Below are 22,976 nucleotides of genomic sequence, written 5' to 3'. Positions count from 1 at the left end.
CCATGACTCCCCGACTCGACATGATCGGCATCGTCGTCTCCGACATGGCCGCATCGCTCGCCTTCTACCGCCGTCTCGGCATCGACCTCCCCGCCGGGGCGGAGTCCCAACCGCACGTCGAGGCCACCCTGCCGAACGGGCTGCGGATCGGCTGGGACACGGAAGAGGTCATCCGCTCCTTCGACCCGTCCTGGACCCGCCCCGCGAGCGACGGCCGGGTGGGGCTCGCGTTCCTGTGCGACTCCCCCGCCGAGGTGGACTCCCTGTACGCGGAGTTGACCGGCGCCGGGCACACGGGGCACCTGAAGCCCTGGGACGCCTTCTGGGGGCAGCGCTACGCCGTGGTCCTCGACCCGGACGGCTCCGGGGTCTCCCTCTTCGCGGGAGACGCGGCGGCCGACCCGGCGGGCCCGGCCGACCCCGCCTGAGCCACCCCGGCGGCCCCCGCCGCGTAGGCCCCCGGCGTGGTACCGGCCAGGGCGCGCACCTCGCGGGTGTAGTGGGCCTGGTCGGCGTACCCGGCCGCCGCCGCGACCTCCGCCTGCGCCAGCCCGCGCCGGGTCAGCGCGAGGGCCCGCTGGAGGCGCAGGATCCGCCCGAGCGTGCGGGGTCCGTACCCGAACGCGTCGAGCGAGCGCCGGTGCAGCTGCCGCTCGCCGAGGCCGACCGCCCCCGCGACGGCGGCGACGCCCCGCCCGGCCCGCAACAGGGCCGCGGCCCGCGTGACGAGGGGGTCCGGGGGGCCGCAGTCGGCCGCGCGGCGCCGGACCAGCTCCTCCAGTCCCGAGCACGGGTCCTCGTACGGGGCCACCCGCCCGGCAAGTCGCCGTACCTCGGCGGCGGGCCACAGGTCCGCCAGCTCGACCCTCCGGTCGCGCAGGACGCGGGCCGGTACGCCGAGCAGCGCGGGCGCCGCGCCGGGGGCCAGCCGGATCCCTGCGAAGCCGGAGCCGGGGACCTCCCCGGCGGGGTGCGCGGTGGTGTCGGGTCCGGCGACCAGGAGCCGGCCGTCCACCCAGAGCAGGTCCATGCAGCCGTCGGGCAGCACCACGCCGCCACTGCCGCCGGCCCTCCAGAGCACGGCGCCGGGCACAGCGCGGGACGGCCGCTCCTCGTACACGCCGACCAGGCTACGCGGCGGCGGGCCGGGACGGCCGGGCCGGTCCTCGCGCAGGCCGTCGGCAGGCGCGGAGCGGCGGTCAGTGCTTGCGCAGGCGGGAGTGGTAGTCCTCGGGCGGCAGGAACCTCGACCAGCGCTCGGGGAACTCCGAGGGCATGCCCGCATCCTCGTCGTCCTCCGACTCCCCCTCGGCCAGCGCCCGCCAGGCGGCTGCCCGGGCGATCAGCTGGGCGGCCTCCGCCTCGCGGACCCGCTCGTTCGCCTCGCGCGCCGCCGCCGTGGCCAGCGAGGGCCAGACGCGGTCGATGGCGGCGTTGACGGCCGCCCCGACGAGCACGGCGAAGGCCGAGATGCCGATCCACAGCAGGACCGCGACGGGCGCCGCGAGCGATCCGTAGATGGTCGGACCCTCCACGGTGTTGGTGAGGTAGATCCGCAGCAGGAACGAGCCGAACACCCACATGGCGAGGGCGACCAGCGCCCCGGGCACGTCCTCGATCCAGGGCGAACGGACGGGGACGGAGACGTGGTAGAGCGTGGTCAGGAAGGCGATGGAGAGCAGGGTGACGACGGGCCAGTACAGGACCGCGATCACCTCGGTGCTCCACGGCACAACCCGCACCACCGCGTCCGGGCCGACCACCATCAGCGGCAGCACGATCGCGCCGATCAGCAGGGCGATGACGTAGAGGAGGAAGGCGAGCAACCGGGTCTTGACGATGCCGCGCTGGCCGTCGAGCCCGTACATGACGGTGATGGTGTCGACGAAGACGTTGACGGCGCGCGAGCCCGACCAGAGGGCGAAGGCGAAGCCGAGGGAGATGAGGTCGGGCCGGCCGCGGCTGGTGACGTCGTCGAGCATCGGTTTGGCGATGTCGTTGACGCCCCGGTCGGACAGGACGGTGCCGACCGCGCCCAGGATGTTCTCCTCGATGCTGGCGACGGTCGTACCGCCCGACCAGCCGTCCACGTACCCGAGGAGGCCCAGCAGGCCGAGGAAGAGCGGGGGCAGCGAAAGCAGGGTGAAGAAGGCGGCCTCGGCCGCGAGTCCGAGGATCCGGTACTCGATGCACGAGTTCACGGTGTCTTTGAGCAGCAGCCACGCCATTTTGCGCTTGGAGACGTTGCGGTAGAGGGCGCGGGCGCGGTGGAGGCGGCCCGGAATCCGCTCAGCTGTTTCTTTTGCGTGCTGCACGTCCTTACGGTATCCGCATGGCAGCCACCACCCACACAGTCAGCAACCAGGCCCCTCCCCTCGTGGGCCACGACGTCTACGGCAGCGACCGGGTACTGAGCGGGGGAGTCGAGCGGCACCTCGCGGACGCCGCGCCCGAACTCGCCGCGGAGGTAAGGGAAGAGCTCACGGATCTCGGGCGTGCGGCCGGGTCCCGGCAGGCGCAGGACTGGGGGACGCAGGCGAACGAGAACCCGCCGAAGCTGAGGACGCACGACCGGTACGGGAACCGGATCGACGAGGTGGAGTTCCACCCCTCGTGGCACCGGCTGCTCGGGCACGCGGTGGGCTCCGGGCTCACCGACGCGTGGGGGCGCCCGGCGGGACATCTGCGGCGCGCGGCCGGGTTCTTCGTGTGGTCGCAGGCGGAGGCGGGGCACGGATGCCCCGTCTCGATGACGCACGCGGCGGTACCGGCGCTGCGGACCGATCCCGCGCTCGCCGCCGAGTGGGAGCCTCGGCTGACCTCGCACGTGTACGAGGAGGGTCTGCGGCCGGCCGGTCAGAAGGCCGGAGTTCTCTTCGGGATGGGGATGACGGAGAAGCAGGGCGGCAGCGACGTACGGGCGAACACGACGGCGGCGGTGCCGCTCGGGGCGTCGGGCGAGTACCTGCTGACGGGCCACAAGTGGTTCTGTTCGGCGCCGATGTGTGACGGGTTCCTGGTGCTGGCCCAGGCGCCGGGAGGGCTGACGTGCTTCCTGGTGCCGCGGGTGCTGCCGGACGGCACGCGCAACGTCTTCGCGATCCAGCGGCTGAAGGACAAGCTGGGCAACCGGTCGAACGCGTCGAGCGAGGTGGAGTTCGACGGGACGTGGGCGCGGCGGGTGGGCGAGGAGGGCCGCGGGGTGCGGACCATCATCGAGATGGTCGCGGCGACCCGGCTTGACTGTGTGATCGGCTCGGCCTCGCTGATGCGGCAGGCGCTCACGCAGGCCGTTCACCACACGGAGCACCGCTCCGCTTTCGGAGCGCCGCTCATCGACCAGCCCCTGATGCGCAACGTGCTCGCCGACCTCGCTCTGGAGTCGGAGGCGGCCACCACCCTCACGCTGCGCCTCGCGGCCGCGTACGACGCCGTCCAGAGCACCGGTGACGAGCAGGAGCGGGCCTTCCTGCGCATCGCGGTGCCCGCCGCGAAGTACTGGGTGACCAAGCGCTGTACGCCGATGGTGGCGGAGGCGCTGGAGTGTCTGGGCGGGAACGGCTACGTCGAGGAGTCCGGACTGCCCAGGCTGCTGCGCGAGTCCCCGCTGAACTCCATCTGGGAGGGATCGGGCAACGTCCAGGCCCTCGACGTACTGCGCGCCCTCCAGCGCGAACCGCAGGCGCTGAACGCCTTCCTCCAGGAGGTCGGCCTGGCGCGGGGCGCCGACCACCGGCTGGATTCGGCCATCAAGAACCTGCTGACCGAGCTCGCGGACCTGGAAGGCATCGAGGCGCGGGCCCGGCGGGTGGTGGAGCGCATGGCGCTGGTGCTGCAGGGGTCCCTGCTGGTGCGGTGGGCCCCGCCGGAGGTGGCCGACGCCTTCTGCGCCTCGCGGCTGGGAGGTGACTGGGGCGCGGCCTTCGGCACGCTGCCGCACAGTCTGGACCTTGGGTCCGTGGTGGAACGGGCCCAGATCACGGGCTAGCAGGAGGGCCCCAACCCTCCCGCCGAACACTGCGGACCGCAACCCGGGCCCGTTGACCTGGAGCAGGGATGGCGCCGCGCCGACTCGGCACCACCCCTGATCCGAGAAGCCCCGAGGAAGGAGCTGCCACGCCGCTCGGCGACGTCCGCACAGTTTCGATCGGGCGACCGGGACTTGGCGAGAGTTGCAAGACGTTGCAACCTTTGACTTGGAAACGCCCTCGGGCGAGCCGGTACGCGCCACGGGACGCCGCGCGTACCGGACACACCCCCCGGGCGGGAACCGTCGTACGCACGCTCGGCACGGGGAGGTTCCGGTGGCTCACACCACAGGCAGCGCGGTCGATGTGGCACGCATCTCGGCCATGGACGCGCGGGAGGCCGCGCGTCTGCTCAAGGGCGTACGGGCGGCCGCGCTCGCCGGGGACCGGCCGCCGGCCGCCCCGCGCCCGGAGATCGCCGAGTCCTGGCGCCGGATGATGGCCGGCGGGGTGCACCCGGACCGTGACAGCCGCTCGCGGATGCTGTCGGCCGCCGAGACCGAGGAGCGGCGCCAGACCTCCCCGCTGCGCGATCTCCTGCCCGTCCTGCGCGAGGGGCTGCTGCCCTCGCTGGACGAGGCCCTGCACATCATGGTCGTCGCCGACGCCGAGGGACGGCTGCTGTGGCGCGAGGGCCACACCTCGATCCTGCGCAAGGCGGACCGGCTGGGCTTCGCGGTGGGCGCCGACTGGGACGAAGCCGTGGTCGGCACCAACGGGGTCGGTACCGCCCTGGTGGCCCGCAGACCGGTCCAGGTGTTCTCGGCGGAGCACTTCGTCTCCAGCCACCACGACTGGACCTGCGCCGGAGCCCCCGTACGGGACCCCCGCGACGGGCAGCTGCTCGGCGTCCTCGACGTCAGCGGGCCGCTGGCCACGATGCACCCGGCGACGCTGGCGTGGGTGAGCTCGGTGGCCCGCCTCGCGGAGCGGGAGCTGCGGGTGCGGCACCTGGAGTCCCTGGAACGGCTGCGGTCGGTGGCCGCTCCGCTGCTGGCCCGGATGCCGGGTCGGGCGCTGGCCGTGGACGGCCACGGCTGGACGGCGGCCGTCACCGGGCTCGCACCGGTGGACCGCATCCCGCTGCCGAAGTCCTTCGGCCCCGGCCGGGTGTGGGTGCCGCAGCTGGGCGACTGCCTGGTGGAACCGCTGCCGGGCGGCTGGCTCCTGAGCGTCACGCAGGCCCGTGCGGGCTCCGGGGCGGCCGCCCGCGTGGTCCTCGACCTCAGCCGGCCGGGGGCCTGGTCGGCCACCGTCTACGGCGCGGCGGGCAGTTGGTCGCAGGAGCTGAGCCCGCGCCACGCGGAGCTGCTGTTCCTGCTGGCGGAGTCCCCCCGGGGGCGCTCGGCCGCGGAACTCGCGCAGGAGCTGTTCGGGGACCCGACGCGCACCGTGACGGTCCGCGCGGAGATCTCCCGGATACGCCGCAACCTCGGGGGCGTGCTGGACCACCGCCCGTACCGCTTCGCGCAGGACGTGGAGGTGGAGCTGATCCGCCCCGGGAACCCGGCAGCGCTGCTGCCGCACTCCACCGCCCCGGCGGTGATCGGCGCCCGGCTGGGCCACTGGAGTGCGGGCGTGATTCCCTGACGTCCATGAGCACCATCACGCTGACCACCTGGTCCCTGGAAATGACCTCACCGTCCGATCTCGTCCCGGCGGCGGTTCCGGGGCCGGAGATCCGGATCGTCCGCTCCGAGGTCCCCTCCCCCGAGTTCAGCCGCTTCCTCTACGCCTCGGTGGGAGGCGACATCCACTGGACGGACCGGCTCTCGCTGACCCGCGCGCAGTGGGTCGAGCAGCTGGACCGTCCCGGCGTGGAGACCTGGGTGGCGTACGACCGGGGCACGCCGGCGGGATACGTGGAACTCGACCCGCAGCCGGACGGTGTGGTGGAGATCATGTACTTCGGCCTCCTCCCCGACTTCCGGGGCCGGCGCATCGGCGGCCACCTGCTGTCGGTGGGCATCGAGCGGGCCTGGTCCCTCGCCGAGCGCTGGCCGGAGCTGTCCGCGACGCGACGCGTCTGGGTCCACACGTGCAGTGAGGACGGGCCGACGGCGATGGCGAACTACCTCCGGCGGGGCTTCAAGGTGTTCCGCGAGGAATCGGAGCGGAAGGAGTCCGTCCCGACCCCCGGCCCCTGGCCGGGCGCGTAGCCCCGGGCCGGGGGCCGGCCCCGCGGAGCTCGTCCCCCGCCCACGCTTCGCCCGTTCCCCAGGCTCCGCCCGGACCCGCGCCTCCGGGAGCTGGGACGCCTGGGCCCCAAAGGGGCTTCTGGGGTGACCCCGGTCACCGGGATCTTGCGATACGAGACGACTTCGTCCGGATCGTGGACAGTAGTGGACTCCTCCAATCGCCACATGCCACGCTTCCCCCCATGAACGGAGCTGGAATTGCCTTGGTGAGTCGGCGGCACGTCGACCTCGGCCGCATGTCCAGCGCCATCTGTCCGGCACGCTGACGCACAGCACCGCCGCGACAGCGCCCCGCACCGCCGCCGTCGCGGACGCGAACACACCGCCCGCCGTCAGCCACCACCGCAGTCCCCTGTAGGCCGATCACCGCCCGAAAAGGCGGCAAATCGGCCACATCCGCTCCACGCGCGCCAGGGGTCACGCCGCCGCTCCCCCTGCCCCTGCCTCGAGCCGCCGAAGAAGGACGTACCGCCATGGCCGCCACCCCCGATACGACCGCTGCCGCCGCACCCGCCGCCGGCGCCGCGCGCCGCAAGACCGGCCGTCACCGCGGTGAGGGCCAGTGGGCCGTCGGACACCACACGCCCCTCAACGGCAACGAGCAGTTCAAAAAGGACGACGACGGTCTCAACGTGCGGACACGCATCGAGAACATCTACTCCAAGGCGGGCTTCGACTCGATCGACCCCAACGACCTGCGCGGCCGTATGCGCTGGTGGGGCCTCTACACCCAGCGCAAGCCCGGGATCGACGGCGGCAAGACCGCGATCCTGGAGCCGGAGGAGCTGGACGACAAGTACTTCATGCTGCGCGTCCGCATCGACGGCGGCCGGCTGACCACCGACCAGCTGCGCGTCATCGGCGAGATCTCCCAGGAGTTCGCGCGCGGCACCGCCGACCTCACGGACCGGCAGAACGTGCAGTACCACTGGATCCGGATCGAGGACGTCCCGGAGATCTGGCGCCGCCTGGAGGCCGTCGGCCTCTCGACCACCGAGGCCTGCGGTGACACGCCCCGCGTCATCCTCGGCTCGCCCGTCGCCGGCATCGCCCTGGACGAGATCATCGACGGCACCCCCGCCATCGACGAGATCTACCGCCGCATCGTCGGCAACAAGGACTTCTCCAACCTGCCCCGCAAGTTCAAGTCCGCGATCTCCGGTTCGCCGCTGCTCGACGTGGCGCACGAGATCAACGACATCGCGTTCGTGGGCGTCGACCACCCCGAGCACGGTCCCGGCTTCGACGTCTGGGTCGGCGGCGGCCTGTCCACCAACCCGAAGCTGGGTGTGCGCCTGGGCACCTGGGTCTCGCTCGACGAGGTCCCGGACATCTACGAAGGCGTCATCTCGATCTTCCGCGACTACGGCTACCGCCGGCTGCGCACCCGTGCCCGCCTGAAGTTCCTCGTCGCCGACTGGGGCCCGGCCAAGTTCCGCCAGGTCCTGGAGGACGAGTACCTGAAGCGCAAGCTGACCGACGGCCCCGCGCCCGAGCAGCCCAGCGGCCAGTGGCGCGACCACGTCGGTGTCCACCAGCAGCAGGACGGCAATTTCTACGTCGGCTTCGCGCCCCGCGTGGGCCGGGTCGACGGCGCCACCCTGACGAAGATCGCCGACGTCGCCGAGCGGCACGGCTCCGGCCGGCTGCGCACCACCGCCGAGCAGAAGATGATCGTGCTCGACATCGAGGCGGACAAGGTCGACTCGGTCGTCGCGGCCCTGGAGGCGCTGGACCTGCGGGTCAAGCCGTCCCCGTTCCGCCGCGGCACGATGGCCTGCACCGGCATCGAGTTCTGCAAGCTGGCCATCGTCGAGACGAAGGCGCGCGGCGCCTCGCTGATCGACGAGCTGGAGCGCCGCCTGCCGGAGTTCGCAGAGCCGCTGACCATCAACATCAACGGCTGCCCGAACGCCTGCGCCCGTATCCAGGTGGCGGACATCGGTCTCAAGGGCCAGCTGGTCCTGGACGACGACGGCAACCAGGTCGAGGGCTACCAGGTCCACCTGGGCGGCGCGCTCGGCCTGGAGGCCGGATTCGGCCGCAAGGTCCGTGGTCTCAAGGTCACTTCGGCCGGTCTGCCGGACTACGTCGAGCGGGTCGTCACGCGCTTCGAGGACCAGCGCGAGGACGGCGAGCGCTTCGCCGCCTGGGTGACCCGGGCCAAGGACGAGGATCTGTCGTGAGCGAGCGCGCCGCACCGTTCTACTGCCCGTACTGCGGCGACGAGGACCTGTTCCCGAACGAAACAGGCCACGGCGCCTGGGAATGCAGGGCCTGCAACCGAGCCTTCCAGCTGAAGTACCTCGGGCTGCTGTCCCGAGGTGTTCGGTCCAATGACGCTGGAGGGGACGAGATATGACCACCATTCAGGACGTGAATCTCAAAGACCTGGCCGAGCAGGCGGGCCGCGACCTCGAGGACGCCTCCCCGCTGGAGATCCTCACCTGGGCGGCCACCACCTTCGGCAAGAAGTTCGCCGTGACCTCCTCCATGGAGGACGCGGTCGTCGCCCACCTCGCCTCCCGCGCCTTCCCCGGCGTGGACGTGGTCTTCCTCGACACGGGCTACCACTTCGAGGAGACCATCGGCACCCGTGACGCGGTCGAGGCCGTGATGGACGTCAACGTCATCACGCTCACCCCGCGCCGGAGCGTCGCGGAGCAGGACGCCGAGCACGGCCCGAAGCTGCACGACCGCGACCCCGACCTGTGCTGCGCGCTGCGCAAGGTCAAGCCCCTCGAAGAGGGCCTGACCGCGTACGACGCGTGGGCGACGGGCCTGCGCCGCGACGAGTCCCCGACCCGGGCGAACACCCCGGTGGTCGGCTGGGACGAGAAGCGGCAGAAGGTCAAGGTCTCGCCCATCGCCCGCTGGACCCAGGACGACGTGGACGCGTACGTCCTGGAGCACGGTGTCCTCACCAACCCGCTGCTGATGGACGGTTACGCCTCCGTCGGCTGCGCCCCCTGCACCCGCCGGGTCGCGGCGGGCGAGGACGCCCGGGCCGGCCGCTGGGCCGGCCGCGGGAAGACCGAGTGCGGACTGCACGGCTGATGACAGACACATCCCTTACAGGCACGGCCCGTACGGAACCGACGGAGACGAAGCAGATGAGCGTGAGCGACCAGGGCGCCACCGTGTGGCTGACCGGGCTGCCGAGCGCGGGCAAGACCACCATCGCCTACGCGCTGGCCGAACGGCTGCGCGCCGAGGGCCACCGCGTGGAGGTCCTCGACGGCGACGAGATCCGCGAGTTCCTCTCCGCGGGTCTCGGTTTCACCCGCGAGGACCGGCACACCAACGTGCAGCGGATCGGCTTCGTCGCCGAACTCCTCGCGTCCAACGGCGTGAAGGCCCTCGTACCGGTGATCGCGCCGTTCGCCGACAGCCGCGAGGCCGTCCGCAAGCGTCACGCGGCCGAGCAGACGAACTACCTCGAAGTGCACGTGGCCACTCCGGTGGAGGTGTGCTCCGAGCGTGATGTGAAGGGCCTGTACGCCAAGCAGGCGGCGGGCGAGATCTCCGGTCTGACCGGGGTCGACGACCCGTACGAAGCGCCGGAGTCCCCGGACCTCCGTATCGAGTCGCACACGCAGTCCGTACAGGAGTCGGCTTCGGCCCTGCACGCACTGCTCACCGAGAGGGGTCTGGCATGACCGCCACCGTCGCACACGTCCACGAAGGGACGGACGCGCCCTACGCGCTGTCGCACCTCGACGCCCTCGAGTCGGAGGCCGTGCACATCTTCCGCGAGGTCGCGGGCGAGTTCGAGAAGCCGGTGATCCTCTTCTCCGGTGGCAAGGACTCGATCGTCATGCTGCACCTGGCGCTGAAGGCGTTCGCGCCCGCGCCGGTGCCGTTCACCCTGCTCCACGTGGACACCGGCCACAACTTCCCCGAGGTCCTGGACTACCGCGACCGCGCGGTGGCCGAGCACGGCCTGCGCCTGCACGTGGCCTCCGTCCAGGAGTACATCGACGCCGGCAAGCTCCGCGAGCGCCCCGACGGCGTCCGCAACCCGCTGCAGACCGTCCCGCTGACCGAGGCGATCCAGCGGCTCAAGTTCGACGCCGTCTTCGGCGGCGGCCGCCGCGACGAGGAGAAGGCCCGCGCCAAGGAGCGCGTCTTCTCCCTGCGCGACGAGTTCTCCCAGTGGGACCCGCGCCGCCAGCGCCCCGAGCTGTGGCAGCTCTACAACGGCCGCCACGCTCCGGGCGAGCACGTGCGCGTCTTCCCGCTCTCCAACTGGACCGAGCTGGACGTGTGGCAGTACATCGCCCGCGAGGGCATCGAACTGCCGGAGATCTACTTCGCCCACGAGCGCGAGGTCTTCAAGCGCAACGGCATGTGGCTGACGGCCGGTGAGTGGGGCGGCGCCAAGGCGGACGAGACCACCGAGACCCGTCTGATCCGCTACCGCACCGTCGGTGACATGTCCTGCACCGGTGCCGTCGACTCCGACGCCACCACGCTGGACGCCGTGATCACCGAGATCGCCGCCTCCCGGCTCACCGAGCGGGGCGCGACCCGCGCCGACGACAAGATGTCCGAGGCCGCGATGGAAGACCGCAAGCGCGAAGGGTACTTCTAACCATGACCTCCACCACCGAGCAGTTCGCCGATCTGTCGGCGACCACGCTGCTGCGCTTCGCGACCGCCGGTTCCGTCGACGACGGCAAGTCCACCCTGGTCGGACGCCTGCTGCACGACTCCAAGTCGATCCTCACCGACACCCTCGAAGCGGTCGAGGCCGTGTCCGCCCAGCGCGGTCAGGACACCCCCGACCTGGCGCTGCTCACCGACGGCCTGCGGGCCGAGCGGGAGCAGGGCATCACCATCGACGTGGCCTACCGCTACTTCGCCACCGCCCGGCGCCGGTTCATCCTCGCCGACACCCCCGGACACGTGCAGTACACGCGGAACATGGTCACCGGCGCCTCCACCGCCGACCTCGCCGTGGTGCTGGTCGACGCCCGCAACGGCGTGATCGAGCAGACCCGCCGGCACGCGGCCGTCGCGGCCCTGCTGCGGGTCCCGCACGTGGTCCTGGCCGTCAACAAGATGGACCTGGTGGGCTACGAGGAGAAGGTCTTCGCCGCGATCGCCGAGGAGTTCACCGCGTACGCCTCCGACTTGGGCGTCCCGGAGATCACCGCGATCCCGATCTCGGCCCTGGCCGGCGACAACGTGGTCGAGCCCTCCGCACACATGGACTGGTACGGCGGCCCCACGGTGCTGGAGCACCTGGAGACGGTCCCGGTCAGCCACGACCTCACCGCCTGCCCGGCGCGTTTCCCGGTGCAGTACGTGATCCGTCCGCAGACCGCCGAGAACCCGGACTACCGGGGCTACGCGGGCCAGATCGCCTCCGGCGTCCTGCGGGTCGGCGAGGCCGTCACCGTCCTGCCGTCGGGCCGCACCTCGGTCATCGAGGGCATCGACGCGCTCGGTGAGAGCGTCGACATCGCGTGGGCGCCGCAGTCGGTGACCCTGCGGCTCAAGGACGACATCGACATCTCGCGCGGCGACCTGATCGCGCCGTCGGCGAACTCCCCCGCCACCACGCAGGACGTCGAGGCGACGGTCTGCCACGTGGCGGACCAGCCGCTGTCCGTGGGCGCCCGGGTGCTGATCAAGCACACCACGCGCACGGTCAAGGCGATCGTCAAGGAGATCCCCTCGCGGCTGACCCTGGACGACCTGTCGCAGCACCCGAACCCCGGACAGCTGGTGGCCAATGACATCGGCCGGGTCGTCGTCCGTACCGCCGAGCCGCTCGCGCTCGACTCGTACGCCGACTCGCGCCGTACCGGCTCCTTCCTGCTGATCGACCCGGCGGACGGTACGACTCTGGCGGCCGGCATGGTCGGCGAGTCCTTCGCCTCCAAGGCCGAGACCACCGTTCAGGCCGATGAGGAAGGGTGGGACTTCTGATCATGTTTGCCGACATCTACGCCACCTTCGCGAAGGAGGGCGGCCGGGTGGGCAGCGGCTCCCTCGGCAGCGGCCAGGGAGGAGTGGGGCGATGTGCGTGATGACGTACGCGCACCGCATGCGCGCCCACACCCCCCACGAGCTGTACCCGACCTTGCTCCACAGACGAAGACGTGCGTCGTGAGACGACGCTACGAGAGGAAGTCCTCCCGTGCCTGCCACCGGTACCACCACCCGTAAGACCTTGCGCCGCGGCGTCGTTGCCGCTGCCGCCCTCCCGCTCCTGATCGGCGCCCTCGCCTCGTGCGGCTACGGTTCCGACGCCAAGAAGGACGACGCTCCCGCGAAGGAGAACGTCGCCGCCGACGCCGGCAAGAAGCTGTCGGCCTCCGAGGTCCGCATCGGCTACTTCCCGAACCTGACGCACGCCACCGCGCTCGTCGGTCTCCAGGAAGGCCTGATCGCCAAGGAACTGAACGGCACCACGATCAAGCCGCAGTCCTTCAACGCCGGCCCGTCCGAGATCGAAGCCCTCAACGGCGGCTCTCTCGACATCGGCTTCATCGGCCCCTCCCCGTCGATCAACGGCTACGTCAAGTCCAAGGGCTCCAACCTGCGGATCATCTCCGGCTCCGCCTCCGGCGGCGTCAAGCTGGTCGTGAACCCGGACAAGATCAAGACCCTGGACGACCTCAAGGGCAAGAAGATCGCCACCCCGCAGAAGGGGAACACCCAGGACGTGGCGTTCCTCAACTGGATCGGCACCAAGGGCTGGACGGTCGACCCCGAGTCCGGCAAGGGCGACGTCTCCGTGGTCCGCACCGACAACAAGGTCACCCCGGACGCCTTCAAGCAGGGCTCCATCGACGGCGCCTGGGTCCCCGAGCCCACCGCCTCCAAGCTCGTCTCCGACGGCGGCAAGGTCCTCCTCGACGAGACCGACCTGTGGCCCGACAAGAAGTTCGTCATCACGAACATCATCGTGTCGCAGAAGTTCCTCAAGGAGCACGCGGACGTCGTCGAGGCGGTGCTGCGCGGCACCGTGAAGACCAACGAGTGGATCAACGCCAACCAGGACAAGGCCAAGGCCTCCGCCAACGCGAAGCTGGCCGCCGAGGGGGGCAAGCCGCTCGACGCGAAGGTCATCGACCCGGCCTGGACCAGCATCCTGGTCACCGACGACCCGCTGGCCGGCACCCTGAAGACCGAGTCCGACTGGGCGGTCAAGGCCAAGCTCATCGAGCAGCCCGACCTCGCCGGCATCTACGACCTGACGCTCCTGAACAAGGTGCTCAAGGCCGCCGGCAAGCCCGAGGTCTCCGACGCCGGTCTCGGCGTCAAGTAACCCCTTCAGTAACCGTCCCGAATCCCAGGAGGTGACGACCATGGCCACCATGCTTGCCAAGGCTGCCGAGGGCACCGTAGCGGAGCAGACGCACGCCGCTCGTATCGAGCACGTATCGAAGTCCTTCTCCGGCCCGGCCGGATCGCAGCTCGTCCTGGACGACATCAGCCTCGATGTCGCTCCCGGAGAGTTCGTCACCATCCTGGGTGCCTCGGGGTGCGGAAAGTCCACCCTGCTCAACCTGGTCGCGGGGCTCGACAGGCCCACCGCCGGCGTCATCGAGACGCCCGGCGGGCGGCCGGCCCTGATGTTCCAGGAGCACGCCCTCTTCCCGTGGCTCACCGCGGGCAAGAACATCGAACTCGCCCTGCGCCTGCGCGGGGTGGCCAAGGCCGACCGCAGGCCCGAGGCCGAGCGGCTGCTGGAGCTGGTCCGGCTCGGCGGCTCGTACGGCAAGCGGGTCCACGAGCTGTCCGGCGGCATGCGCCAGCGCGTCGCCCTGGCCCGGGCGCTCGCCCAGGACAGCCAGCTCCTGCTGATGGACGAGCCGTTCGCGGCGCTGGACGCCATCACCCGTGATGTGCTGCACGGCGAGCTCACCCGCATCTGGGAAGAGACGAGCCTGTCCGTCCTGTTCGTCACGCACAACGTCCGCGAGGCCGTACGGCTCGCGCAGCGTGTGGTCCTGCTGTCCTCGCGCCCCGGCCGGGTCGCGAAGGAATGGACCGTGGGCATCCCGCAGCCGCGCCGCATCGAGGACGCGGACGTCGCGGAACTGTCCCTTGAGATCACTGAACACCTGCGTGGGGAGATCCGCCGCCATGGCCAGCACTGACACCACCCCCTCGGCCACGACCTCGGCCGAGGCGAAGGCCAAGAGCGACGATCTCGCCGGCTTGGAGGCGGGCCTCGACGCCCTCGACGCCGTCCAGACCCACCGCACCCCGGTCCGCGAGGTCCTGGTCAAGAAGGTCCTGCCGCCGGCGATCGCCGTCGGCCTGGTCCTCCTCGTCTGGCAGGTCCTCGTCGCGGCGAAGGTGACCGACGAGACGAAGCTGCCCGCCCTGTCCTCCGTGTGGGACAGCCTGTCCGACATGTGGCTCAAGGGCACCCTGGTGGAGGTCATCTGGACCAGCGTCTCGCGCGGTCTGCTCGGCTTCCTGCTGGCCCTGGCCATCGGCACCCCGCTCGGACTGCTGGTCGCCCGGGTGAAGTTCGTCCGCGCCGCGATCGGCCCGATCCTGCAGGGCCTGCAGTCCCTGCCCTCGGTCGCCTGGGTGCCGCCTGCGGTGCTCTGGTTCGGCCTCAACGACGCGATGATGTACACCGTCATCCTGCTCGGCGCCGTCCCGTCCATCGCCAACGGCCTCGTCTCCGGCATCGACCAGATCCCGCCGCTGTTCCTGCGGGCCGGCCGCACCCTGGGGGCCACCGGCCTGCGTGGCGCCCGGCACGTGATCATGCCGGCCGCGCTGCCCGGATACCTGGCCGGCCTCAAGCAGGGCTGGGCCTTCTCCTGGCGCTCCCTGATGGCCGCCGAGATCATCGCCAGCTCCCCGGACCTCGGTCTGGGCCTGGGCCAGCTCCTGGAGAACGGCCGCAACAACATCGACCTGCCCGGCGTGTTCCTGGCGATCATCCTGATCCTGGTCGTCGGCATCGCGATCGACCTGCTGATCTTCAGCCCGGTCGAGCGGTGGGTGCTGCGCACCCGCGGCCTGCTGGTCAAGAGCTGATCGCCATGTACGAGCACTCCACGCACTCCCCCGCCCTGCTGGTCATCGCCCACGGCAGCCGCGACCCGCGGCACGCCGCGACCGTGCACGCCCTCACCCGGCGGGTGCGGGCGCTGCGGCCGGGGCTGCGCGTGGAGACGGCCTTCCTGGACTTCGACACCCCGACCGTCGACCAGGTGGTGGCCTCCCTCTACCTGTCGGGCGTACGGCAGGTCGTGGCGCTCCCGCTCCTCCTGACGCGGGCGTTCCACGCGAAGTCCGACATCCCGGCGGTGCTCGCGGGAGCGACGTCCCACTTGCCGGACCTCTCGGTCCGGATCGCGGACGTACTCGGCCCCTCCCCGCTGCTGCTGGCGAACCTCGAACGCCGCCTGTGGGAGGCCGGCCTCACCCCGGCGGACCGCGCCACCACCGGTGTGGTGCTCGCGTCCGCCGGATCCTCCGACCCGGAGGCGATCGCAGTGATCGCTGAAATCGCGCGGGAGTGGCGGCACACCGGTTGGTGCGCCGTGCGGCCTGCGTTCGCCTCCGCTGTTCTCCCCCGTACGGAGGACGCCGTACGGGCCCTGCGCGCGGAGGGCGTCCGCCGGATCGCGGTGGCCCCGTACGTGATCGCCCCCGGCCGGCTGCCCGACCGCATCGTGGCGGGCGCGGCGGCGTCCGGAGCCGACGTGGTGTCCACCGTCCTCGGCCCCTCCCCGGAACTGGCCCGTCTGCTGCTGCGCCGCTACGACGCCGCGGTCCGCACGCCGGCCCGGGTCCCGGCCCTGACGGCCTGACGCCGGCGGCTACGCGCGGGCGACCGCCTCGTCGGCCAGGGCCGTCAGGTCCTCGACGGACATCGCGCCCGGCGGCAGGCCTTCCCGGGCGAAGATGTTCGCCGCGTGCCGCAGCGTGTCGTTGACCGGCGTCGGCACCCCGTGCAGCCTCCCGAGCAGCACGACTTCCCCGTTGAGGTAGTCCGCCTCCACCGACCCGGTCCCCCGCGCCAGACTCTGCCAGGAGGACCCGCCCCGTACCCCGGCCGGCGGTTCCACCTTGTCCCCGCGGGCCGCAGACTGCTCGTCCTCCGAGGCGTAGGGGATCCCGGCGGCCCCGAAGACCGCCTTCGCCTCCCGGATCGCGCGCAGCAGCAGCGCCGCCTTCGCGGGCTCCGGCTCGGGCCCGGTCGTCGCCTGGATCGCGTTGCTCAGATTGCCCAGGAGCTTCGCGTACTTCCACCGCATGACGTCCTCGACGACGGGCGCCTCGAAGCCGGCCTTCTCCAGGTCGGCCGCGATCCGCCGGGCCCGGGCGTCCGCGCCCCCGGCGGCCCGGCCGATGTGCAGGATCCCGGTCAGCGGCGCGCACAGCGCGGAGACGCTGCCCGGCTCGAGGAAGGTCGCCGGCAGCCACACGCAGACCCCGTACACGCGCGCGAAGCGCCGTAGGGCCAGGCGCTCGCTCTCCACGCCGTTCTGCGCGCACAGCACCGGCAGCCGCTGCGCCGCCGTCCCGCCGCCCGCGACCTCCGCGTCGGCCCACGTGTCGAGCGCGGCGAGCGCGTCCTGGGTCTTGACCGTCAGCAACAGCACGTCGTCCGGGCGGAGTTCACCCAGGTCCGCCGGGCTCTCGGCCACGGGCAGCCGGTGCACCCGCTCCCCGTCCGCCGTCGTGAGCCGCAGCCCGTCCGCCCGGAGGGCCTGCGCGTGGGCGCCGCGCGCGACAAGGACGACCTCGCTGCCCGACTCCGCGAGCCGTCCTCCGATGGTCGCGCCGATCGCCCCGGCGCCGATGATGATGTAACGCATGCCTGGAGCCTGGCACATCCGGGGCCCCGGGTTACCGTCGGACCATGTCTGTTGACGTGGTTGAGACGTTCGCCCTCGGTGGCGATCTGCCCGTACGCCGTCTCGGGCTCGGTACCGGCGGTCTGGTCGGCGCCGGGTACTGGGGTCCGCGCGCCTCCCGCGCCGAGTCCGTGGCGCTGCTGCGCACCGCCGTGGAGCGCGGGGTCACCCTGATCGACACGGCCGACAACTACGGTCCCCGGCTGGCCGAGGAACTGGTCGCCGAGGCCCTCCACCCGTACGGGGAGCGGCTCGTGGTCTCCACGAAGGGCGGGGTCGTGCGCACCGGGCCGGACCAGTGGCACGCCGCGGGTCGCCCGGAGGACTTGCGGTCCATGTGCGAGGCGAGCCTGCGCAGGCTCCGGCTGGAGCGGATCGACCTGTACCAGCTGCACCGCTTCGACCCCGCCGTCCCGGTGGCGGAACAGTTGGGCACCCTGGCCGAGCTCCGGGCGGAGGGCAAGATCCGCCACATCGGCCTGAACACGGTGACCCCGGCGCGGCTGCTGGAGGCCCTGGCCCTGGTCCCGGTGGCCTCCGTCCAGAACCCGTACAACCTGCTGGACCGTTCCTCGGCGGAGCTCCTGGCCCTGTGCGAGGCCCGCGGCATCGCCTTCCTCCCCTACTACCCGCTGGGCAGCGGCGCCCTGACCCGCGAGAGCGCGGCCGCGCTGACGGCGGTCGCCACCGAGCACGGCGCGTCCACCGGCCAGATCGCCCTGGCCTGGCTGCTCCAGCACTCCCCGGCCCTCTGCCCCACCCCGGGTACGGGCTCCCCCGCCCACCTGGCGGAGAACCTGGACGCGGCCACGGTCCGCCTGACTCCGCGCGAGGTGTCCCTGCTGGACGCGCTGGCGGGGTGACGCGCCCCGCAGCGCCGGCCCTGGCGGGCGTGCCGGGGCCGGATGGGGGTCCTCGGGCCGCCGGAAGTCCGTGTGTCAGTCCCGGGTGAGCTCGACCAGCTTGGCGACCGTGTTCCAGTTGCGGGTGGTCACGTCCATGCCCTTCACCACGGCCGGCTTCGCGAGGGCCTCGGCAAGCTTCGAGCGGCCCAGACCGTCCGGGGCGTAGAGGTAGATGACGCGGTCGCCGACGCGGTACTCCTCCGGGAGGTACGCGGGGCCGTCGATCGGGGCGAAGCGGGACCCGGCGGGCTGCTCGGAGCAGAAGGTGGCGTGGAGCTGTTTGCCTTCCAGTTCGGCGGCCGGGAAGGGGCAGGCGTCGGCGACGGCGCGCAGGTAGGCCCCGTCGACCACCAGGCAGGGGACTCGGAAGCCGAAGTGGGCTTCGATGGCGGCCTCCAGTTCGCGGGCGAGGGCGGCCGGTGCCCGCTCCGTGGCGCTGCTGAAGACGGCGTTGCCGCTCTGCAGGTAGGTCTGCGCGTCCTCGTGGCCGAGGCCCTGCAGGACCTGGCGCAGTTCGGCCATCGGGACCTTCTTGTTCCCGCCGACGTTGATGCCCCGCAGCAGCGCCGCGTACTTCGTCTTGGTCATCCCCGAACGATAGGGCGCCCCGCCGACAACGCCCCCCGGGGCGCCGGTCCGGCCAGTTCGGCCTCGATCAGGTCGGCCGCCCGGCGCGTACCGCCCTCGGTGCCCATCTGTGCGCGGACGGCCTGCGACCGGGCGGCCACCTCCGGGTCCGCGACCAGGGCGAGGACGGCCTCGCGCAGGGTGGCGGCGTCGGCATCGGCCATCGGGACGTGTCGGGCGACGCCCAGGGAGGCCAGCATGTCGGCGTTGCCGAACTGGTCGACGGCCTGCGGGACCGCGACCATCGGGGTGCCGGTGGCCAGTCCTTCCTGGCTGCCGCCGGCGCCCGCGTGGGTGATGAAGGCGTCGGCCTGGTGCAGGACGTCCAGTTGGGGGACCCAGCGGTGGACCTCGACGTTGGCGGGGACGCTGCCGAGCTCGGCCTCGTCGGTGAACCTGCCGATCTGCAGCACCACGTGCCAGTCGGGCAGGTCCCCGAAGGCTTCGGCGCAAGCACGGTAGAAGGCCGGCTGCTTGGTGAAGGTGGACCCGAGCGAAACCAGCAGGACCTTCTTCCCGGCCGCGTCCGCCGGGCGCGTCCAGGTGCCCTGGGAGGCACTGCGGTCGCCCTGGCAGGCGCCGACGAAGGTGTACACGGCTTCGTCGACCCGGTCGGCGTTCGGCTGGAGGGCGCGCGGGATGAGCACGATGCTGCGGCGGGGGCGGCCGACGAAGCGGTCGCTGTCCTCGTCGATGCCGTTCTCGTCGAGCCAGGCGCGGAAGCGGGCGTAGTACGCCTTCCCGCGCTCGGAGGCGCGCAGTCCGGCGAACAACGGCTCGGCGACCTCCTCCTCGTAGCCGGTCCAGGCGACCAGGTTCGGGGAGAGGGAGACGGCGGGCACGCCCCAGCGGTGGGCCAGGACGATGGCCGGGTAGGCGGTGATGTCGTGGAGGACCAGGTCCGGTTCGTCGCCCGCGAAGGCCTCCACGAGCTGCGGGAGGGCCTGGACGGCGTCGGTGAGGAAGGGCTCGATGTTGTCGATGAGCTCGGTGCCCCACGCCTCGGGGTCGTCCTCGATGGGAAGGGTGGAGTTCCAGATCACCGGGGTGGCGCCGGTCCCGGCGATCCTGTCGGCGTAGGCGGCGGGGATCGCGTAGCTGACGCGGTGGCCGCGGTCGACCAGTTCACGGATCACCTCGATGCTCGGGTTGACGTGGCCGGCGGCGGCGATGGAGAACATGGCGATGTGGGCGGGCGCGGTGGTCGAGGTCATGAATCGAAGATAGCGAGACGATACGTCTCGTGCAACCGGATACGCCCCCTGGGCAGGGATGGGCACGGCGCACCGTACGGGGCGCGGGACACGGAGTGCGAGACTTGGCCGATCAAGAACGGCCCGGGCGGCACCGGGGCGATCGGACGGACTGCGGAGAACGGCATGGACGAGGCACAGGCCAGACGGGCCCTGACGGCGGCGGGCCTGACCACGGCGCGGACCGGGTCGCCCGAGCTGCTGGCCCTCGGCGAGAACGCCGTCTTCGCGCTCGGCGACGGCCTGGTCGCCAAGGTCGGCCGGGAGGCGGCCCTGCTGCCCCGCGCCGAGCTGGAGCTCGCGGTCGCGGGCTGGCTCGCGGAGTCCGGGGTCCCGGCGGTCCGCGCCGCCGAGCCGGAGCCCCGACTGGTGGACGGGCATCCGGTGACGCTGTGGCACCGACTCCCCGACGCGGTCCGCCCGGCCGGCCCCGAGGACCTCGCGGCGCTGCTGCGGCGGATCCACGCCCTGCCCGCGCCGCCTTTCACGCTGCCCCCGCGCGATCTGCTGGGCGGGGTCGAACGCTGGCTGCGGCTGGCGGGCAGGGCGATCGACCCGGCCGACGCGGCGTACCTGCGGGCCCGCCGCGACGGGTACGCCGGCCAGGTCGCCGCCCTCGCCCCGCACCTCGCGCCCGGCGCGATCCACGGCGACGCGCTGCCCCGCAACGTCCACGTGGGCCCGGACGGGCCGGTACTGGTCGACCTGGAGACGGTCTCCGCCGACCTGCGCGAGCACGACCTGGTGGTGATGGCGCTCTCCCGCGACCGGTACGGGCTGCCCGCCGAGTCCTACGAGGCGTTCGCGACGGCGTACGGCTGGGACGTGCGCGACTGGGAGGGCTGCGCGGTCCTGCGCGGAGCCCGCGAAACGGCCAGCTGCGCCTGGGTCTCCCAGCACGCCCCCACCAACCCCAACGCCCTGGCCGAGTTCCGCCGCCGGGTCGCCTCCCTGCGCGAGGGCGACCCGGAAATCCGCTGGCACCCGTTCTAGTTCCGGCGCACCGCTCTCCGCATACGCATCGGCCGCGGACGCCGGACCTTCCCGGACCGGCCGAGGGCCCGCCTCCCGGGTCAGGCCGCGCCGGATCCCGCCCGGCCCGCCTCCCATTCGCGGCCGATGCCGCGGATCAGCGCCGGGTACACCCCCAGGTACCGGAAGGGCTTGATGCCCGCCATGTAGACGGTGCCGAGGAGGCCGTTGGGCTTCACCAGGACGGCCATGCGGCCGTGGTAGCCGCCCGCTCCGTCCGCGTCCGCGACCCAGCCGATGTGCATGACCCCGTGCACGGTCCGGTTGGCCATCTCCGCCGCCCATTCGTCGTGCGTCTGGTAGACGGAGGTGAACGGGAACGAGCTGAGGTCCGGCCCCCGGGGACCCTCGCGAAGGTCCGCCGGCAGCCGGTCGCGCAGGGTCGCCACCCGCCCGCCGACCCCGTCGGCGGGCGAGTCCCAGCCGAGCAGCGCCCCGAGCTTCCAGCGGATCGCGAAGAGCGCCCGCCCCACCGGGGAGGAGACGCGGTCCCGCGTACCGCCGCGGAACTGGTCCACGAGCCGCGCGAGGTCGTCGGGGCCACCCGGTGTCGGCAGGTCCCACACGTCCTCGACCTTGAAGTCGCCGGCGATCTCGTGGATCCGCCAGGGGCGGTCGGTGTGAGCGGTTCTGGGGAGTCTCATGAACAAGCCCCTATCTATACGATGCCGTATAGAAGAAGGTTAGCACCGATCTATACGGCACCGTATAGATCGGGTCCGTGTGAAGGGAGACACATCGTGGGCGCGACCCGTACGCCGCGCGGCAGCTGGATCGAGGAGGGGCTGCGCGCGCTCGCCGCCGGCGGCCCCGACGCCGTCCGGATCGAAGCGCTCGCGCAGTCGCTCGGCGTCAGCAAGGGCGGTTTCTACGGGCACTTCGGCAACCGGGACACGCTGCTGACCGAGATGCTCGACACCTGGGAGCGCGAGGTCGCCGAGGCCGTCATCGAGCAGGTGGAGAGCGCCGGCGGGGACCCGCGGGCCAGGCTGAAGCGGCTGTTCGCGATCGCCGCGGCCGCCGACGGGCCGGCCATGGGCGTCGCGGCCGAGCTCACGATCCGCGACTGGGCCCGGCGCGACGAATCCGTCGCGGAGCGGCTGCGGCGCGTCGACAACCGCCGCATGGACTACCTGCGTTCGCTGTTCGGCGCCTTCTGCCCCGACCAGGACGACGTCGAGGTCCGCTGCATGATCGTCTACTCCATGCGGATCGGGAACCACTTCATCGCGGCCGACCACGGCGCCCGCAGCCGTGCCGAGGTCATGGAACTGACCCGGGACTGGCTGCTGCGCTAGGGCCTGTCGTCGAACTCCCGTCTGCCGGGCATGCCGCGCCCGCCGTCAGACCCGGTACGGCACCACGGGCCAGGCCCGCTCGACTATCGCCTCGGGGTCCGAGGTCCGCCGGAGGTAGCTCTGCAGCGAGGCCGCCTGCTCGGCCGCCGCACGGACCTGGAGGTCGTGGAGGTCCGCCAGCCCGACCGCCCCTATCGCCGCGTGCCTGGCCCCCATCCGCCGCGCCGCGCGCGCCGCCGCCAGCGCGTCCGCGCCCGCGTTGTGCGCGTCCTCGAGGGTCACGCCGTAGTGCTCGCACAGGGCCTGGAGGGTCCGCCGGCCCTTGCGGTAACGGTCCGCGTGCTTGTCCAGCACCAGGGGATCGATGACCGGGGCCGGCCTGCCCGTCCACCGCTCGCCGAGCGGCTGGATCCCGTGGCGCCGGCACTCGCGGTCCAACAGGGTCAGGTCGTACCGCGCGTTCATCACCACCAGAGGGGTACCCGAACTGAGCGCGCCGAAGAGCGTGCGGGTGATCTGCTCGATCGCGGGAGGTGCCGCCATCCCGTGGGTGCGCGCGTGGTCCGTGGAGATGCCGTGGATGGCCGAGGCCTCCTCCGGGATCGGCACCCCCGGGTCGACCAGCCACGTCCGCTCCCGCGCCACCTGCCCGTCAGGACCGAGCACCACGACCGCCGCCGTCACGATGCGGTCGGACTCGATGTCGGTCCCCGTGGTCTCCAGATCGAAGGCCACCATCGGCCCGCCGTGCCAGTCCCCCATGCCGTGCTTGCCCTCCACCCCGTGCC

General features: G+C 72.2%; 24 protein-coding genes and 1 pseudogene. 18 read left to right on the top strand and 7 right to left on the bottom strand.

Annotated elements, in window-relative coordinates; genetic code table 11:
• Positions 1-2 precede the first annotated feature (2 nt).
• The gene (locus OG389_RS29370) at positions 3-428 is read left to right on the top strand and encodes a VOC family protein (RefSeq protein WP_328301468.1); all 426 of its coding nucleotides are present in this window, start codon (positions 3-5) and stop codon (positions 426-428) included.
• Here OG389_RS29370 and OG389_RS29365 read toward each other — a convergent pair.
• Positions 335-1,120: a helix-turn-helix domain-containing protein gene (locus tag OG389_RS29365; RefSeq protein ID WP_328301467.1), complete on the bottom strand. Its 786-nt coding sequence runs from the start codon at positions 1,118-1,120 to the stop codon at positions 335-337. The two genes, OG389_RS29370 and OG389_RS29365, sit on opposite strands and share 94 nt — an antisense overlap.
• A gap of 79 nt (positions 1,121-1,199) precedes the next feature.
• The gene (locus OG389_RS29360) at positions 1,200-2,315 is read right to left on the bottom strand and encodes a YihY/virulence factor BrkB family protein (RefSeq protein ID WP_328301466.1); all 1,116 of its coding nucleotides are present in this window, start codon (positions 2,313-2,315) and stop codon (positions 1,200-1,202) included.
• Between the two features lie 17 nt (positions 2,316-2,332).
• On the opposite strand from OG389_RS29360, the gene OG389_RS29355 reads away from it, so the two are divergent.
• From OG389_RS29355 to OG389_RS29295, 14 genes are all read left to right on the top strand, one after another.
• Positions 2,333-3,988: an acyl-CoA dehydrogenase family protein gene (locus tag OG389_RS29355; RefSeq protein ID WP_328301465.1), complete on the top strand. Its 1,656-nt coding sequence runs from the start codon at positions 2,333-2,335 to the stop codon at positions 3,986-3,988.
• Between the two features lie 364 nt (positions 3,989-4,352).
• Complete coding sequence (locus OG389_RS29350; RefSeq protein WP_328304191.1) at positions 4,353-5,618, top strand: helix-turn-helix domain-containing protein; 1,266 nt, start codon at positions 4,353-4,355, stop codon at positions 5,616-5,618.
• Positions 5,619-5,623: 5 nt separating this feature from the next.
• The gene (locus OG389_RS29345) at positions 5,624-6,187 is read left to right on the top strand and encodes a GNAT family N-acetyltransferase (RefSeq protein ID WP_328301464.1); all 564 of its coding nucleotides are present in this window, start codon (positions 5,624-5,626) and stop codon (positions 6,185-6,187) included.
• Between the two features lie 221 nt (positions 6,188-6,408).
• Entirely contained in the window at positions 6,409-6,492 is an 84-nt protein-coding gene (locus OG389_RS36860) for a putative leader peptide (RefSeq protein ID WP_312847410.1), read from the top strand.
• Positions 6,493-6,699: 207 nt separating this feature from the next.
• Positions 6,700-8,412, top strand: a complete 1,713-nt coding sequence (locus OG389_RS29340) for a nitrite/sulfite reductase (RefSeq protein WP_328301463.1) — start codon at positions 6,700-6,702, stop codon at positions 8,410-8,412.
• Entirely contained in the window at positions 8,409-8,588 is a 180-nt protein-coding gene (locus tag OG389_RS29335) for a hypothetical protein (protein ID WP_328301462.1), read from the top strand. The genes OG389_RS29340 and OG389_RS29335 overlap by 4 nt, the downstream gene beginning before the upstream one ends.
• Positions 8,585-9,283: a phosphoadenylyl-sulfate reductase gene (locus OG389_RS29330; protein WP_328301461.1), complete on the top strand. Its 699-nt coding sequence runs from the start codon at positions 8,585-8,587 to the stop codon at positions 9,281-9,283. The genes OG389_RS29335 and OG389_RS29330 overlap by 4 nt, the downstream gene beginning before the upstream one ends.
• A 56-nt stretch (positions 9,284-9,339) precedes the next feature.
• Positions 9,340-9,885 (top strand): adenylyl-sulfate kinase, encoded by a 546-nt coding sequence (cysC, locus tag OG389_RS29325; RefSeq protein WP_328301460.1) that lies wholly within the window; start codon positions 9,340-9,342, stop codon positions 9,883-9,885.
• The gene (gene cysD, locus OG389_RS29320) at positions 9,882-10,820 is read left to right on the top strand and encodes a sulfate adenylyltransferase subunit CysD (protein ID WP_328301459.1); all 939 of its coding nucleotides are present in this window, start codon (positions 9,882-9,884) and stop codon (positions 10,818-10,820) included. Before cysC ends, cysD begins: the two co-directional genes overlap by 4 nt.
• A gap of 2 nt (positions 10,821-10,822) precedes the next feature.
• Complete coding sequence (locus OG389_RS29315; RefSeq protein ID WP_328301458.1) at positions 10,823-12,163, top strand: sulfate adenylyltransferase subunit 1; 1,341 nt, start codon at positions 10,823-10,825, stop codon at positions 12,161-12,163.
• A 211-nt stretch (positions 12,164-12,374) separates the two neighbouring features.
• Positions 12,375-13,508, top strand: a complete 1,134-nt coding sequence (locus OG389_RS29310; RefSeq protein ID WP_328301457.1) for an ABC transporter substrate-binding protein — start codon at positions 12,375-12,377, stop codon at positions 13,506-13,508.
• A 40-nt stretch (positions 13,509-13,548) separates the two neighbouring features.
• Entirely contained in the window at positions 13,549-14,343 is a 795-nt protein-coding gene (locus OG389_RS29305) for an ABC transporter ATP-binding protein (protein ID WP_328301456.1), read from the top strand.
• Positions 14,330-15,244 carry an ABC transporter permease gene (locus OG389_RS29300; RefSeq protein ID WP_328301455.1) on the top strand — a complete coding sequence of 305 codons (915 nt, stop codon included), beginning with the start codon at positions 14,330-14,332 and terminating at the stop codon, positions 15,242-15,244. Before OG389_RS29305 ends, OG389_RS29300 begins: the two co-directional genes overlap by 14 nt.
• A 5-nt stretch (positions 15,245-15,249) precedes the next feature.
• Complete coding sequence (locus tag OG389_RS29295; RefSeq protein ID WP_328301454.1) at positions 15,250-16,023, top strand: sirohydrochlorin chelatase; 774 nt, start codon at positions 15,250-15,252, stop codon at positions 16,021-16,023.
• Positions 16,024-16,032: 9 nt separating this feature from the next.
• On the opposite strand, the gene OG389_RS29290 is transcribed toward OG389_RS29295, so the two are convergent.
• Positions 16,033-17,034, bottom strand: coding sequence for a ketopantoate reductase family protein (locus OG389_RS29290; RefSeq protein ID WP_328301453.1), 1,002 nt, complete (start codon positions 17,032-17,034; stop codon positions 16,033-16,035).
• Positions 17,035-17,078: 44 nt separating this feature from the next.
• Between OG389_RS29290 and OG389_RS29285 the strand changes: the two genes are divergently transcribed.
• Positions 17,079-17,936 carry an aldo/keto reductase gene (locus tag OG389_RS29285; RefSeq protein ID WP_328301452.1) on the top strand — a complete coding sequence of 286 codons (858 nt, stop codon included), beginning with the start codon at positions 17,079-17,081 and terminating at the stop codon, positions 17,934-17,936.
• 75 nt (positions 17,937-18,011) lie between these two features.
• Here OG389_RS29285 and OG389_RS29280 read toward each other — a convergent pair whose 3' ends face one another.
• Positions 18,012-18,566, bottom strand: coding sequence for a DUF1697 domain-containing protein (locus tag OG389_RS29280; RefSeq protein WP_328301451.1), 555 nt, complete (start codon positions 18,564-18,566; stop codon positions 18,012-18,014).
• Positions 18,563-19,875 (bottom strand): annotated as a pseudogene (mgt, locus tag OG389_RS29275) (macrolide-inactivating glycosyltransferase). Before mgt ends, OG389_RS29280 begins: the two are co-directional and overlap by 4 nt.
• A gap of 109 nt (positions 19,876-19,984) precedes the next feature.
• Between mgt and OG389_RS29270 the strand changes: the two are divergent.
• Positions 19,985-20,851: a phosphotransferase enzyme family protein gene (locus tag OG389_RS29270; RefSeq protein ID WP_328301449.1), complete on the top strand. Its 867-nt coding sequence runs from the start codon at positions 19,985-19,987 to the stop codon at positions 20,849-20,851.
• 80 nt (positions 20,852-20,931) lie between these two features.
• Here OG389_RS29270 and OG389_RS29265 read toward each other — a convergent pair whose 3' ends face one another.
• The gene (locus OG389_RS29265; protein ID WP_328301448.1) at positions 20,932-21,534 is read right to left on the bottom strand and encodes a DUF2867 domain-containing protein; all 603 of its coding nucleotides are present in this window, start codon (positions 21,532-21,534) and stop codon (positions 20,932-20,934) included.
• A gap of 96 nt (positions 21,535-21,630) precedes the next feature.
• On the opposite strand from OG389_RS29265, the gene OG389_RS29260 reads away from it, so the two are divergent.
• A complete protein-coding gene (locus OG389_RS29260; RefSeq protein ID WP_328301447.1) occupies positions 21,631-22,188 on the top strand; it encodes a TetR/AcrR family transcriptional regulator in 558 nt (185 codons plus the stop codon).
• A 45-nt stretch (positions 22,189-22,233) separates the two neighbouring features.
• On the opposite strand, the gene OG389_RS29255 is transcribed toward OG389_RS29260, so the two are convergent.
• Positions 22,234-22,950 (bottom strand): 3'-5' exonuclease, encoded by a 717-nt coding sequence (locus OG389_RS29255; protein WP_328304189.1) that lies wholly within the window; start codon positions 22,948-22,950, stop codon positions 22,234-22,236.
• Positions 22,951-22,976 lie beyond the last annotated feature (26 nt).

This window comes from Streptomyces sp. NBC_00435, assembly GCF_036014235.1.
In the GTDB taxonomy this organism is placed as follows: Bacteria; Actinomycetota; Actinomycetes; order Streptomycetales; family Streptomycetaceae; genus Streptomyces.
This window is presented reverse-complemented; position numbering and strand designations above follow the sequence as displayed.

Excerpts from the sequence above, each read along its gene's own strand:
- OG389_RS29355 (WP_328301465.1), top strand. The coding sequence starts at position 2,333 with ATGGCAGCCACCACCCACACAGTCAGCAACCAGGCCCCTCCCCTCGTG.
- OG389_RS29300 (WP_328301455.1), top strand. The coding sequence starts at position 14,330 with ATGGCCAGCACTGACACCACCCCCTCGGCCACGACCTCGGCCGAGGCG.
- OG389_RS29290 (WP_328301453.1), bottom strand. The coding sequence starts at position 17,034 with ATGCGTTACATCATCATCGGCGCCGGGGCGATCGGCGCGACCATCGGA.
- OG389_RS29280 (WP_328301451.1), bottom strand. The coding sequence starts at position 18,566 with ATGACCAAGACGAAGTACGCGGCGCTGCTGCGGGGCATCAACGTCGGC.
- OG389_RS29295 (WP_328301454.1), top strand. The coding sequence starts at position 15,250 with ATGTACGAGCACTCCACGCACTCCCCCGCCCTGCTGGTCATCGCCCAC.
- OG389_RS29315 (WP_328301458.1), top strand. The coding sequence starts at position 10,823 with ATGACCTCCACCACCGAGCAGTTCGCCGATCTGTCGGCGACCACGCTG.
- cysC (WP_328301460.1), top strand. The coding sequence starts at position 9,340 with ATGAGCGTGAGCGACCAGGGCGCCACCGTGTGGCTGACCGGGCTGCCG.
- cysD (WP_328301459.1), top strand. The coding sequence starts at position 9,882 with ATGACCGCCACCGTCGCACACGTCCACGAAGGGACGGACGCGCCCTAC.
- OG389_RS29340 (WP_328301463.1), top strand. The coding sequence starts at position 6,700 with ATGGCCGCCACCCCCGATACGACCGCTGCCGCCGCACCCGCCGCCGGC.
- OG389_RS29370 (WP_328301468.1), top strand. The coding sequence starts at position 3 with ATGACTCCCCGACTCGACATGATCGGCATCGTCGTCTCCGACATGGCC.
- OG389_RS29270 (WP_328301449.1), top strand. The coding sequence starts at position 19,985 with ATGGACGAGGCACAGGCCAGACGGGCCCTGACGGCGGCGGGCCTGACC.
- OG389_RS29330 (WP_328301461.1), top strand. The coding sequence starts at position 8,585 with ATGACCACCATTCAGGACGTGAATCTCAAAGACCTGGCCGAGCAGGCG.
- OG389_RS29285 (WP_328301452.1), top strand. The coding sequence starts at position 17,079 with ATGTCTGTTGACGTGGTTGAGACGTTCGCCCTCGGTGGCGATCTGCCC.
- OG389_RS29305 (WP_328301456.1), top strand. The coding sequence starts at position 13,549 with ATGGCCACCATGCTTGCCAAGGCTGCCGAGGGCACCGTAGCGGAGCAG.
- OG389_RS29345 (WP_328301464.1), top strand. The coding sequence starts at position 5,624 with ATGAGCACCATCACGCTGACCACCTGGTCCCTGGAAATGACCTCACCG.
- OG389_RS29255 (WP_328304189.1), bottom strand. The coding sequence starts at position 22,950 with ATGGGGGACTGGCACGGCGGGCCGATGGTGGCCTTCGATCTGGAGACC.
- OG389_RS36860 (WP_312847410.1), top strand. The coding sequence starts at position 6,409 with ATGAACGGAGCTGGAATTGCCTTGGTGAGTCGGCGGCACGTCGACCTC.
- OG389_RS29350 (WP_328304191.1), top strand. The coding sequence starts at position 4,353 with ATGGACGCGCGGGAGGCCGCGCGTCTGCTCAAGGGCGTACGGGCGGCC.
- OG389_RS29265 (WP_328301448.1), bottom strand. The coding sequence starts at position 21,534 with ATGAGACTCCCCAGAACCGCTCACACCGACCGCCCCTGGCGGATCCAC.